General features: G+C 73.7%; 7 protein-coding genes. All 7 read left to right on the top strand.

Translation table 11 applies throughout. The features are described from left to right. The first annotated feature begins 79 nt into the window (after nt 1-79). The 7 genes from ACIGQF_RS10565 to ACIGQF_RS10535 all read left to right on the top strand — a co-directional run bounded on the left by ACIGQF_RS10565 (nt 80) and on the right by ACIGQF_RS10535 (nt 12,936). Nucleotides 80-3,046: a DEAD/DEAH box helicase gene (locus ACIGQF_RS10565; protein WP_399707902.1), complete on the top strand. Its 2,967-nt coding sequence runs from the start codon at nt 80-82 to the stop codon at nt 3,044-3,046. Beyond that, the gene (locus ACIGQF_RS10560; RefSeq protein WP_399707900.1) at nt 3,043-5,715 is read left to right on the top strand and encodes an SWIM zinc finger family protein; all 2,673 of its coding nucleotides are present in this window, start codon (nt 3,043-3,045) and stop codon (nt 5,713-5,715) included. The genes ACIGQF_RS10565 and ACIGQF_RS10560 overlap by 4 nt, the downstream gene beginning before the upstream one ends. 456 nt (nt 5,716-6,171) lie before the next feature. Then, complete coding sequence (locus ACIGQF_RS10555; protein WP_399707897.1) at nt 6,172-7,575, top strand: cytochrome P450; 1,404 nt, start codon at nt 6,172-6,174, stop codon at nt 7,573-7,575. A 585-nt stretch (nt 7,576-8,160) separates the two neighbouring features. After that, nucleotides 8,161-9,519, top strand: coding sequence for a cytochrome P450 (locus ACIGQF_RS10550; RefSeq protein WP_399707895.1), 1,359 nt, complete (start codon nt 8,161-8,163; stop codon nt 9,517-9,519). Nucleotides 9,520-9,597: 78 nt separating this feature from the next. Then, nucleotides 9,598-11,529: a helicase-associated domain-containing protein gene (locus tag ACIGQF_RS10545; RefSeq protein ID WP_399707893.1), complete on the top strand. Its 1,932-nt coding sequence runs from the start codon at nt 9,598-9,600 to the stop codon at nt 11,527-11,529. A 161-nt stretch (nt 11,530-11,690) separates the two neighbouring features. Beyond that, nucleotides 11,691-12,335 carry a uridine kinase gene (locus ACIGQF_RS10540; protein ID WP_399707891.1) on the top strand — a complete coding sequence of 215 codons (645 nt, stop codon included), beginning with the start codon at nt 11,691-11,693 and terminating at the stop codon, nt 12,333-12,335. 148 nt (nt 12,336-12,483) lie between these two features. Continuing rightward, complete coding sequence (locus ACIGQF_RS10535) at nt 12,484-12,936, top strand: type II toxin-antitoxin system PemK/MazF family toxin (protein ID WP_399707889.1); 453 nt, start codon at nt 12,484-12,486, stop codon at nt 12,934-12,936. The last annotated feature ends 62 nt before the right edge of the window (nt 12,937-12,998 follow it).

The following is a 12,998-nucleotide window of genomic DNA, read 5'->3' as shown; positions in this document are numbered from 1 at the left end:
TCGCCCGGCGGAGGCAAGGGGGGATCAAATGGAGGCGACCGTAGACTCACGAGACGGAGCACGACACGAACGGAACGGCATGGCAAGACGGTGGGAGATGAGCGCGCGGGACGAGGCCGGGGAGCCCTGGTCCACCGACGCCGCATCATCCGCATCGGCCGTGGCGTCGCCGGACGCGGCTCGGTACGCCGCTGTGTTCCTGCCCGACGAGCCGCCGCGGGCCGGGAAGATCGCTTTCTGGAGTCCGGACGGTCTGCCGCTGCCCGAGCCCGCCGGTGCGGCGGAGAGGACGGACCTGAAGGTCGTGCGGCGGCACGGCAACTCCGTGCGTAGCCGTACGGTTCCCGCGCTGCGGCTGACCGTCGCCGAAGCTCTGCCACTGCTCGTTCAGGCGCGTCACGACCCGGCGGCGCATCCCGCATCCGCCTGCTGGGGCGCCGCGGCTTTGCAGGCGCTGCACCTCGCGGCGCGCGGCCGGATGCTCCCGGGACTCACCGCCGGTGATGTGGATGCCTGGCGAGCCGGCCCGCTGGACGCCGAGGACGCCGCGCAGGTGCGGGCGATCGCCGCCGCCATGCCTGTCGAGGCGTACGCCGTCCCCGTGCCGGACAGCAAGCCCCTCCAACTGCACGCACCGAACGCACTGGTCCGTGCCTTTATCGATGCCGTCGTCGACGCCCTGCCGCGCACGCCGGCAGCGGCGGACGTGGCGGGCGCCCCGTTCGCCGCGGCGGAGCCGCAGCGGCTGCCCGGAGCGCGGGACTGGGCCGCGGAGGTCGCGGCGGGTGTGGACAGCGGCGTACGGATCTCCCTGCGCCTGGATCTGGCAGCGCACGAACTGTTCGACATGTCGGCGGAGGCCGAAGCACCGGAGACGTCGCAGGCGCGGCAGAGTCCGGATGCATTGGAAGCGGCCGAAGCAGCGGGGGAAACGGCGGAGACAAGTGGCAGGGCCGGGGCGGCGGCTGCTGTGCTGCAGGTCAGCCATCTCACCGATCCGACGCTGGTCGCCGACGCCCGGCAGCTGTGGGAAGGGGAGGCGCCCGACGGGTTCGGGCCACGCGCGCAGGTGGACACGCTGCTCGCCCTGCGCCGGGCTGCTCGCGTTTGGCCACCGCTCGGCCGGCTGCTCGACCGTGACGTGCCCGATGTGCTGTCACTCGACGAAGAAGAGCTGTACGAACTGCTGGGAGACGCTGCGCCGCGCCTAAAGGCCGCAGGCGTCGCCGTCCACTGGCCGAAGGAGCTGGCCCGGGGGCTGACCGCGAGCGCTGTCCTACGGCCGTCCCCGGGATCGGCGGCCGACGGGTTCGGGTTCTTCGATGCCGAGCGACTGCTGAGCTTCGAATGGCAGATGGCCCTCGGCGGAGTCCCGTTGAGCGACGCGGAGATGAACGTGCTCGCCGAGGCGCACCGCCCCCTCGTACGGCTGCGCGACCAGTGGGTACTGGTGGATCCCGCACTCGTACGCAAGGCCCGCAAGCGCGAGCTCGGGTACCTCGATCCGACCGAAGCGCTCGCCGTGACGCTCGCCGGCGAGACCGATGTCGACGGGGAGCGCGTCGAGGTCGTACCGCTCGGAGCGCTCGCCGGCCTGCGCACGCGCCTCACCACCGACGTCGCGCCCCTGGAGAAGCCCGCCGGGCTCCAGGCCACCCTCCGGGACTACCAGCTCCGTGGCCTGGCGTGGCTGGACCGCATGACCGCCCTCGGGCTCGGCGGCTGTCTCGCCGACGACATGGGGCTGGGCAAGACCGTCACCACCATCGCCCTGCACCTTCACCGCGACCACCCCGACCCGACCCTCGTGGTCTGCCCGGCCTCGCTGCTCGGGAACTGGCAGCGGGAGATCGAACGGTTCGCGCCCGGCGTGCCCGTACGGCGTTTCCACGGGACGGGCCGCAGCCTGGCGGACCTGCAGAAGGGCGGCTTCGTCCTCACCACGTACGGCACGATGCGCAGCAGCGCGAAGAGGCTGGCCGAGTGTTCCTGGGGGCTGGTCGTCGCCGACGAGGCGCAGCACGTGAAGAACCCGCAGTCGTCCACGGCCAAAGCGCTGCGCACGATCAAGGCGCCCGCACGGGTGGCCCTCACCGGCACACCCGTGGAGAACAACCTCTCCGAGCTGTGGGCGCTGCTCGACTGGACCACCCCGGGACTGCTCGGGCCGCTCAAGACCTTCCGGGCCCTGCACGCCCGCGACATCGAGGGCGGCGAGGTGCCGGGGGCCGCGGAACGCCTGGCCCGGCTCGTCCGGCCCTTCATCCTCCGGCGGAAGAAATCCGACCCCGGCATCGCACCCGAACTGCCGCCGAAGACGGAGACCGACCATCCGGTGCCACTCGGCCGCGAGCAGGTGGCGCTCTACGAAGCGGCGGTCCGCGAGACGCTCGCGCGCATCGAGGCAGCCGACGGCATGGCGCGGCGCGGACTGGTGATGAGGCTGCTCACCGTGCTCAAACAGATCTGCAACCACCCTGCGCAGTACCTGAAGGAGACGGCGCCGGGCCTCACCGCGCGCTCCGGAAAGCTCGAACTGCTCGACGAACTGCTGGACACCATCCTCGCGGAGGACGGTTCGGTGCTGATCTTCACGCAGTACGTGGAGATGGGGCGCCTCCTCGAAGAGCACCTCGGTGCCCGTGGCGTCCCCACGCAGTTGCTGCACGGTGGAACGCCGGTAGCCCAGCGAGAGGTGATGGTGGACCGCTTCCAGGCCGGGGAAGTGCCGGTCTTCCTGCTGTCGCTGAAGGCGGCGGGCACGGGCCTGAACCTCACCCGGGCCGGCCATGTGATCCATTACGACCGCTGGTGGAACCCGGCCGTGGAGGAGCAGGCGACCGACCGCGCCTACCGGATCGGGCAGACGCAGCCCGTCCAGGTCCACCGGCTGGTCACGGAGGGCACGGTGGAGGACCGGATCGCCGAACTGCTCACAGCTAAACGTTCCTTGGCCGAGGCCGTGCTCACCGGAGGCGAGGCGGCACTGACCGAACTCACCGACGCGGAGCTCGCCGACCTCGTCACGCTGAGGAGGACGGCATGACCGGTCACGACCACGACGAGCACGGACAGCGTGACGTGCATGGGCAGTACGGCGAGCACGTGCAGTACGACGCGGACGGGCAGTACGGCGCGCACGAGGAGGAGTCGGCGTCGGTCGCCATGGGTGAGGGGCTGGAGAAGGTCCGTCGGGAGCTGGAGCGTGGGCGGGCCATGGCGCGGGCGCGTGAGGCCGCGGCGGAGGCGATCCGTGCTCGGGAGGCCGACGGGCGGCCGGGGCCGGACGAAGACGCTGCCCTCGAAGCGGACGGCGCCGCGTGCGAAGAGGACGGCACCGGTCGCGGTGCGGGTGAGCCACACGCGGGGGACGACCGTACGCCGCAGAGCGACCTGGTCGACCCGGCCCATGCGGCCGACGCGGCTGGGGAGAGCGGCAGTGGGCGGGCGCCCGGGGCCGGGCGGCGGAGCGAGGCGGCCGAGCGCGCGCGACGGGCGGTGCGGCGTACGGGGGAGGGGCCGCGGAACAGCCCCGCTCGCGAGGCCGGGGAAGCGGGCCCGAACGCCGAGGACGAAGCGGGCGACGGGCTGTCGTCGGCTGGAACCAGCGGCGAAGCGGGCACGGGCCGGAGTCGCGCAGCGGAGGAAGCCCGGCAAGCCCTTAAGCGGGCGGCCCCCGAAGCGAGGCGCGCCCGGGAAGAAGCCTCCCGGCCACCCGCCCGGGAGCCGCAGCAGGACGCGGAGGCCGCCGAGAACGGCGCGGAGCAGAAGGCCGTGCGCCGGAGCGCAGCCGCGGAACGCGCCCGCCAAGCGGTGGCCCGCCCTGGGCGGACCAGGACACGTCCCGATGAGGACCGTGGCCATGAGGAGCGGGGTTACGAGGACCGTGGCCGTGAGGAGCGGGGCCACGGGGAGCGCTCCGGAGCGGACTCCGCCGGTGCGAACCCTTCCGCGGACAGGCGCCCCGGCACATCCGAGGACAGGCGCCCCGGCACAGAGGAGCAGGAACAGCAGTCCTTCGGTACGGAGGACACCCGCAGCACGAAGGGAAGCCGCCCCGCCGCGGCGAACGCGAAAGGGCACCTCGACGCGCCGCATGCTGAGGCGATCCGCTCCGAGGCGAGTCGCTCCGAGGTGAGCCGCTTCGAGGAAGCCTCGAAGTCCGCGCGGCGGGCGCCACGATCAGCTCCGAAGCTCGCGCAAGCGGGCCTCCGGCGCGTAGGGGACGCCCTGGGAGGCGCAAGCGAAGGCGAGGGCAAAGACGAGGGCGAACGAGGCGCTGCGAGTGCCGCGGAGGAGGAAGCCGCAGCGGCGGGTCGGGTTGCGGGGCGGGCCCGGGTGTTTCCTGCGGTGGCGGTCGGCGGTGCGGACGGGGAGGAGTTCGCCGAGACCTGGTGGGGCCGGGCGTGGCTCGACGCGCTGGAGAGCACGGCGCTCGACACGGCGCGGCTTGCCCGGGGGCGGGACTACGCGAGCGGCGGGCATGTGGGTCGGATCACCGTGGCCCCCGGGCGCATCTCCGCGCCCGTGACGGGCAGCCGGCCCTACCCCTACCGGGCCGAACTCCGCCTGCGGCCCTTCCCGGACGCCGTGTGGGAAGCCTTCCTCGACGACGTTGCCGCGCGGCCCGCTCACCTCGCGGCGCTGCTGGGCAGGACGCTGCCGCGCGCGCTGGCCGAGCGTGAGGAGGAGGCGGGCGTCCGGTTGCTGCCGGGCCCTGGGGACCTCGTACCGCGCTGTTCGTGCCCCGACCGCGGGCATCCCTGCAAGCACGCCGCGGCTCTGTGCTTCCAGGCCGCGCGCTTGCTGGACGCCGATCCGTTCGTGCTGCTCCTCATGCGCGGACGTGGCGAGCGTGAGCTGCTCGACGAGCTCTCGCGGCGCAATGCCACGCACAGCGCCGGCACCGAACGAGCGGCGCGCGCGACGCTTCCCGCGGTCCCGGCTCGTGCCGCGCTGCACGCACGGGAACTTCCGCCGCTGCCGCCCCCGTTGTCCGTACCGGAGCACACCGGTCGGCCTCCGGTGCTGCCGACGGCCGACGACCCCGCCATCGACCCGGCCGCCGTCGAACTGCTGGCCGCCGACGCCGCCGCCCGGGCCCGCGCCTGTCTGGCCGCCGCGCAGGCTGCCGTCGCCGCCCCGAGGCAGACCGGTATCGCCTCTCGGGAGGACGCACTCTCGCCGTTCCCCGCCCGTACTCTCTGGGAGGACGCGATCCGGCTGGTCGCGGGGGCGCACCCCACCTCCGGGCTGACCGCCAGCACCCGGGAGATCTACCGCGGCGTCGCCGAGGCCACCGGCCGGCCGGTGAACGAGGTCGCGCGGGCCGTGGCCGCCTGGCGGCAGGGCGGCTCCGAAGGCCTCGACCTCCTGGAGTCGACATGGGAACCGCCGGCCGGTGACTTCGACCGCGCCCGCAGCGCCCTGTCGGCAGCGGACCTCCCCACGCTGCGGCCCCGGCACAACCACCTGACCGACGCCGACCGCGGCATACAGCTCCGCTTCGGCCGCGACGGCCGCTGGTACCCGTACGAATCCGACCCCGGGACGGAGGACTGGTGGCCCACCGGGCGCGCCGACGCCGACCCCGTGGGTGCCCTCACCCCTGCTGCTGGCGACGGAATAGGGGGATTGTCCGCCCCCGGCTGGCCTGTTCGCTCCCCGCGGGTCTGTCCGTTCCCCATGGACCTTCCGCCCACCCGCTGCACTTGACGCAGCCTCAGCAATGACCCCCGGGCGGCTACCGACCGAGCACCACCCCGGCGGCCACCGGGCCGAGCACCGCCCCGGCTACCACCGGCCGAGCGCTGCCCCGGCAACCACCGCCGCGGCCCCGACCCGGCAGCCGCCCGCCGAGCGCCCGCCCAGCGGCCACCGCATGGTCGTCGGGCGACGGCCACCGCGCAGCCCCACGCCCGACGGCCACCGTGCAGCCCCGGCCGAGCGAGTGAACGGGCGGCCAGGCAGGGGCTGTTAGCCTGACGCAATGGATCATGCGTGCGCCGTTCGTGTCCGGCGGCTCATATCGGTGTCACCTGGGGAGGGGCGCGGGCTGTGGAGCTGACTCCGGCCGTAGCGTCCCGCCGGGCCCATCCGGTTCTCACACAAGCCCTCAGACGCCGTGTCGGCGCCCTTTCCGCCCCAGCTTCTGACCTCCCCGGAGTGACCGTGACCATCCCCCAGCACGCCCGCGCAGCGTTCAGCCTGCGCTCCTACACTGGCCGACCCGCCGTGGACGGCTCGGACGGGCTGCCCCGCCTGTACGGCCCCGAGGCCGCCCGCCCCCAGGAACTGTTCGCGCGGCTCCGCGCCCGGGACGGCCAGGTATCGCCGGTCATGCTGCCCGGGGATCTGCCGGTGTGGCTCGTGCTCGGCCATCGCGCGAACCTGGATGTGGCGCGTACCCCTTCCCGCTTCAGCCGTGACTCGCGGCGATGGAACCTCCTGCGCGCGGGCCAGGTGCCGGCCGACTGGCCGCTGCGGCCGATGGTCGAATGGGAGCCCAGCGTCGTCTTCAGTGACGGCGAGGAGCACGAGCGCACCCGGGCGGCGATCGTCGCGGGCCTGGCGGCGGAGAACCGGGCCGGCATCCGCCGCTACGTGAAGCGCTACACCGAGCAGTTGGTCAACCTCGTCATCGAGCGGGGGCACGCGGACCTGATCAGCGAGTACGCGGAGCGGCTGCCCATGCTCGTGATGACCCGGCTGCTCGGTCTGGACGAGGCGGAGGGGCCGCGGCTCGCCGACGCCGCCCGCGACCTGATCCGGGGCAGTGACACGGCGGTCGCCTCCAACGAGCTGATCAAGCAGACGCTGGTGCGGCTGATCGCGACCAAGAAGGCCCGCCCCGGGCGGGACTTCGCCAGCCGGCTGATCGCGCACGAGTCGCGGCTCCAGGATTCGGAGCTCCTCAGCCACCTGCGGCTGACGCTGATCGCCGCGAACGAGACCACGGCGAACCTGATCGCGAACACGTTGGAGCGAGTGCTGACCGACGGCCGCTTCCGTGCGCACCTGGCGGGCGGTCAGATGACGCTGCCCGACGCGCTGGACGGCGTGCTGTGGGACGAGCCGCCCCTGTCCACCGTCCCCGGCCGCTGGGCGACCGGCGACACCCAGCTGGGCGGCTGGCGCATCGAGGGGGGCGACATGCTGCTGCTGTGCCCCGGCGCCGCCAATGTCGACCCCGAGATCCGGCCGGACCTGTCCGTCCCGGTGCACGGCAACCGCTCTCACCTGGCGTTCAGCGCCGGGCCGCACCGCTGCCCGGGGGACGACCTGGGGCGGGCCATCGCCGACACCGGCATCGACACCCTGATGGCCCTGCTGCCCGACCTGCGGCTGGCGGTGCCGCAGGCGGAGCTCGACTGGCACCACGTGCTGCTTTCCAAGCGGCTGAGCCGGCTGCCGGTCGAGTTCCAGGCACGCCCGCGGGTGGCGCTGGGCTCCACGCGAGGTACTGCCCGCAGGGCGGGTGCCGCCCTGGGTGCGGCGGGTGGCTGCCCGGTCCCCCACGGCGCCTCCGCTCCCGCCCCCACCCCCTCGTCCGATGTGTGGGCCAGCACCGCCTGACGATCCCTCGTCCGACGGTCACCACTCAGCCAACGATCGCGCGTCGGCCCCGTGCCTCCCGGACTCGTCCGTGGGTGCGGGGTCGTACTGATTGGGGAGGAAAACCGCCGGTCAGTGCCCTTTCCTCACGGGGCGGCCTGCCCAGCTCCGGCGGTTCGCAAGCGTGAGATCAGTCGTATTGATCGCTACGGAGTGGCGCATACCATGCCATCCAGTTGATCACGCTGGGTGCATGCGGAGCACCCCGGGGGAGTGACCGAACCGCATCAGGAGGGCCCGCTCCATGAGTCCGCTCACAGCCCCACCGGACGGCACCCCGACCCCCGCCGACGACTGCCGCGACCGAGACGCACCGCTCGACCAAGTCGACGCTGACGCCCGTGACGCCCCCGACGAGCAGCTCCACCGTGGCTCCGCCCACCGGACGTGCGACCCGGGTCACCGGACTCGCGACGGCCACCCGGAGGTGGGACCCGGGCCGCCCAGGCATTGACCTCACATGACCTACCGCGCGACGACCGCTGTCGGTCGTCGCCCGCCCCGTGTTGTCCCTGCCCGTGTCGTCCGCCTGACGAAAGGCCTCCCGTGACCGTCGTACGCGACATCCCCCGCGCCCCCGGCGGCCTGCCCCTGATCGGGCATGCCCTGCGTCTCGCCCGAGGGCCACTGCCGTTCCTCCAGGCACTGCCGCAGACCGGCCCGGTCGTCCGTATCAGCCTGGGCACCATGCCCGTCTACGTCCCCACCAGCGCCCGCCTGATCCGTTCCCTGCTCACCACACACGCCTCCAAGACCGTCAAGGGACGGCTGTACACTCGCGTGGAGCCGCTCGTGGGCAAGGGGCTGGCCACGGCGAGCGGCGAGGTCCACCGCAGCCACCGGCGCCTGATGCAGCCCGCGTTCCACCGGTCCCGGATCGCGGGGTACGCGGAGGTGATGAGCGACCGAGCGCGCGCGTTGGTCGACTCCTGGGCACCGGGGCAACAGCTCGCCCTGGAACAGGTCATGGGCGAGTTCACGATCCGCACCCTGGCCGAGGTGATGTTCTCCGCCGATCTCGGCCGGCCGGCCGTGGAGGCGGTACGTGCGAACCTTCCGGTCATCCTGAAGAACATGCTGCTCCGGGCCGCCTCACCGGCGTTCCTGGACCGGCTGCCGATCCGGCCCAACCGGGAGTTCGACGCGGCTGCGCGCGCCATGCGCGAAGTGATCGACCAAGTGATCGCCGACACCCGCCGCACCACCGACGCCGATCAGCCCGATCTGCTGTCGGTCCTGCTGGCCACGCGCGATGCGGACACCGGCCAGGCCCTGACGGACGCGGAGGTGCGCGACGAGCTCGTCACGATCCTCTTCGCCGGAACCGAGACCACCGCGTCCACGCTGAGCTGGACCTTTCACGAATTGGGGCAGCACCCGGAGGTGGAGAAGGAACTGCTGGCCGAAGTCGACGCGGTGGTCGGCGACGGGCCGGTGACCATCGAGCACGTCCCCCGGCTGACCGCCGTCCGGCGGGTGCTGGACGAGGTGATCCGCCTGTACGGCGTCACGCTGCTGATGCGCCGGACCACCGAGCCGGTCGAACTGCAGGACACCCGCCCCGACGGCACCGAGGACGTCTACCGTATCCCCGCGGACGCGGAGGTCGCGTTCTCTCTGTACGCCGTGCACCGGCACCCGGAGCTGTACGCCGACCCCGACACATTCGATCCCGGCCGGTGGGCGCGCGACGACATCCCGCGCGAGGCCTTCTTCCCCTTCGGGCAGGGCAACCGGATGTGCATAGGCGACAGCTTCAGCTGGACCGAGGCCATCATCGCCATCGCCACCATCCTCCAGCGCTACACGCTCAGCCCGGTCCCGGGCCATACCCCCCGCAAGGCCACGTCCGCGATGGTCCACCCCGACCATGTCCCCATGACGGTGGTCGCCCGGCAGCCGTAGCGGCGGGAGCCCCGTGTCGCGTGCACTGACCCGGCCCGGATTTCCAGGCCCCCCTTCGGTGCCCGTTAAGGTCACCCCGTGGAAGGCCTAGACACACTCACCAGTGCCCTGGCGCGGCGGACGCCCGAGGGGCTTGCTGTGCTTCTTGCCCGGCATGCCGAGCCGCTGTCGCGTCGGCCGGCTGCGGGGCGGCTCCGGGAGCTGGCTGCCGCTCTGTGGTCGTACGAGACGCTCCACCAAGTGGTGCTCGGGCTCGACAAGCCGGGGCTGCACGTGCTGGCCGTGACCGCGCGGCTCAGTCAGGAGCGGGCCCGGGAGGCCGCGCACGGGCCGGCCGCGCCCGAGCCGGGGGCCGGTTACCAGTCCCTGATGGCGCACCGCCTGGCCTTTCCGGATCTCGCGGCGGAGCCGGTGCCGGTGGCGGACGTGTACGCGGCGCTGGCGGCGGCCGGGCACGGGGGCGACGCGGACCGGGAGGCCATCGGGGCGGCGCTGGAGGGGCTGTACGAGGTGGCGCTCGCCGCGCCGACGGAGGACGGCCGGGTCGTGGTGCCGCCGCGTACGGCGCAGTTGATCGGCGGACATGAGATGGGTGTCTTCGAGGCTGCGCCTCACTACGGGGCGAACGCTTGGATGGATGCTGAGGGGGCAGCGGAGGCGGGCACGGGTGCGAGTGCGGGTGCGCGTCCTGCGCCGGTCGAGGAGCGCGTGCTGACCGGGGAGTCGCAGGCTGCGGCTGCCGGGCTTGCCGCGGCGGCGGAGCGGCTGCTCGCGGCGCTCGCAGTGCAGCCGGCGGCGCTGCGCAAGTCGGGCGGGCCCGCCGTACGGGAGATCAAGCGGCTGGCGAAGGCGGCCGGCACCTCCGAGCCGCGTACCCGGCTCCTCCTCGACCTGCTGCTCGCGGCCGATCTGCTCGCGCTGACCCGCACGCCCACCGGGACCGTGGCGCTGCCCACCAGCGGTTACGACGACTGGCTCGCGCTGCCGCCCGGCGAGCGGCTGCTGCCCGTGCTCACCGCGTGGACCGGGCACTGGGCGATCGCGACGTGGACGCCGTTCGGGGAGACCCCGACGGCTCTGGAGCGCGGCGACGACCGCCGTGCGCCCGCCCTGCGCCACGGACTGCTCGCCGCGCTCGCCACCTGCGCTGCCGAGGGCGAGCCCGGGGTGCCGATCCCGGCACCGGACGCCCCGTCGCTGGAGGCGCTGCGGCCGCTGGTCGCGGTCACGGCCTGGCACCGCCCGCTGGCCGTCGCCGACGAACCGCTGATCCTGGAACGCGCAGCGCACACCCTCGACGAGGCCGCCTTCCTCGGGCTCGTCGCGTACGGGACGCTCACCCCGCTCGGCCGGGCCCTGCTGCGTACGGAGACGGATGTCGATCCGGCTCCGCTGCGCGCGGCCCTACGGTCGCTGCTTCCGCCCCCGCTCGAACAGGCTCTCTTCCAGGGGGACCTGACGGCCGTCGTGCCCGGCCCGCCGTCCACCGCGCTGTCCGGGCTGCTCGCGCTCGCCGCCGACCGCGAGTCCGAGGACAGCGCCACCGCGTGGCGGTTCAGCGGCGCGTCCGTCCGGCGGGCACTGGACGCGGGCCGCACGGCGGACGCGCTGATCGAGGAGCTCACCGCGGTGTCCGCCACGGGGCCGCTGCCGCATCCGCTCACGTACCTGATCAAGGACACGGCGCGCACGCACGGGCGCGTACGGGTCGTACGCGCCGGCTGCTGCATCCGTTCCGACGACACGGCCCTCGTGGCGGAGTTGACCGCCCATCGGGCGCTGCGTGACCTGGGGCTGCGGGCCATCGCGCCGACCGTGCTGGTCAGTGCGCGGGAGCCCGGACCCACGCTGGAGGCGCTGCGGGCGGCCGGTTACGCCCCGGCCCTCGAAGCCGAGACCGGGACGACCGTCGTCGAACGCGCGCCGACCCATCGCAGCCGGGCGCCGCTCCGGAAGCCCGCAGATCCGCTCGCCGTGGCCCGGCGGCTGCTGGAGAACCCGCCGGAGTGAGGAAGGGCGTGGAGGCGGGGGCGGGGGAGTGAAGGGAGGGGTGGGAGCCCCTCCGGCCGGCTGTCCGTGCGGCCGGAGAGACTCCCACGTCATGATCAACTAAGCGGGGCGGGAGGTCAACGACGTGCCCTCCCGGCCGGCCGCTCCTGCAGAATGGCCGGGTGCGGCTGGAAGCGATCACATGGGAACGGCTGACCGAAGCGCTCGCGGAAGAGGCGGCGGGCAGGACGGCCCACGACGGCAGCCCGTGGCTGCGCGTGGGCATCGACGCGGCCCCGGCGGCGCGCCCCGGTGAGCTGGCCGGGCGGCTCACCGACGCGCTGCGGCTGCGCGGCCGGTCCGTGCAGACGAACAGCGTCCATGGGTTCCTGCGGCCGGCGTCGCTGCGGCTGGAGTACGGGCGGCATGATCCGGACGCGTACTACGACGAGTGGTTCGACCGGCAGGCACTTTGGCGGGAGGTGTTCAACCCGCTGGAGCCCGAGGGCAGCGGCCGAGTCCTCCCGGACCTGTGGGACCCCGAGCGCGACCGGGCGACGCGCAGCCCGTACGTCCGGCTGCCGCCCGGCGGCGTCCTGCTGCTGCACGGCCCGCTGCTGCTCGGACAGTGGTTCCCGTTCGACCTGACCGTGCATCTGGGGCTCTCCGAGGGCGCGCTGAAGCGGCGTACGGAGGAGAGCGAGCGGTGGACGCTGCCGGCGTTCGAACGGTACGAGGCGGAGGTCGCGCCCCGGGAGGTGGCCGACGTGGTCGTACGGGCCGACGACCCGCGGCGCCCCGCGTGGGGCGGCATCGGCGGGCGGTAGCGGGAGCGCGTGAGCCCGCGCGGGACCCGGCGTACGAGCCCGCGCCTTCCCGTAACCGGCGCCCGAACCCGCGCGGCCCGGCGCCCGAACCCGCGCTCAGCCGCAGCCCTCACCTTTCCTTGATCCACTGGCCGATACCGTGAAGCCCATGGCAATGGATGAAGTGGGCGAACAGACGGTGCTGCCGGGCAGTGCCGGGCGGACGGCGACCGCGGAGGCGCACCCTCGGACGGTCGGCGCGGTCCGGACGCTGTACGCGCCGGATCACGACGGCGATCCGGACCCCGGCGAGATCGTGTGGACCTGGGTGCCGTACGAGGAGAACGACGGGCGCGGCAAGGACCGGCCCGTGCTGGTCGTCGCCCGGGAACCGGCGGGCACGCTGCTCGCCGTGCAGCTGTCCAGCAAGCGGCACGACGACCACGAGTGGGTGGCGATCGGCGCCGGGCCCTGGGACCGCGCCGGACGGCCCTCGTGGGTCGATCTGGACAGGGTGCTGCGGGTGCATCCGGAGGGGATGCGGCGCGAGGCCTGCGCGCTGGACCGCGGCCGCTTCAACCTGGTCGTGAACCGGCTGCGGGAGCGGTACGGCTGGCGCTGAGCGACTACGGCTCGGTGGATCCCGTCGATACGACCGATGCCGCCGGCAGCGGAGGCCCCTGG

The sequence above is a fragment of the Streptomyces sp. NPDC053560 genome, from assembly GCF_044544605.1.
Classification (GTDB): Bacteria; Actinomycetota; Actinomycetes; order Streptomycetales; family Streptomycetaceae; genus Streptomyces.
The sequence above is the reverse complement of the archived record's forward strand: the minus strand, read 5'-3'. Positions and strand labels throughout refer to the sequence as shown.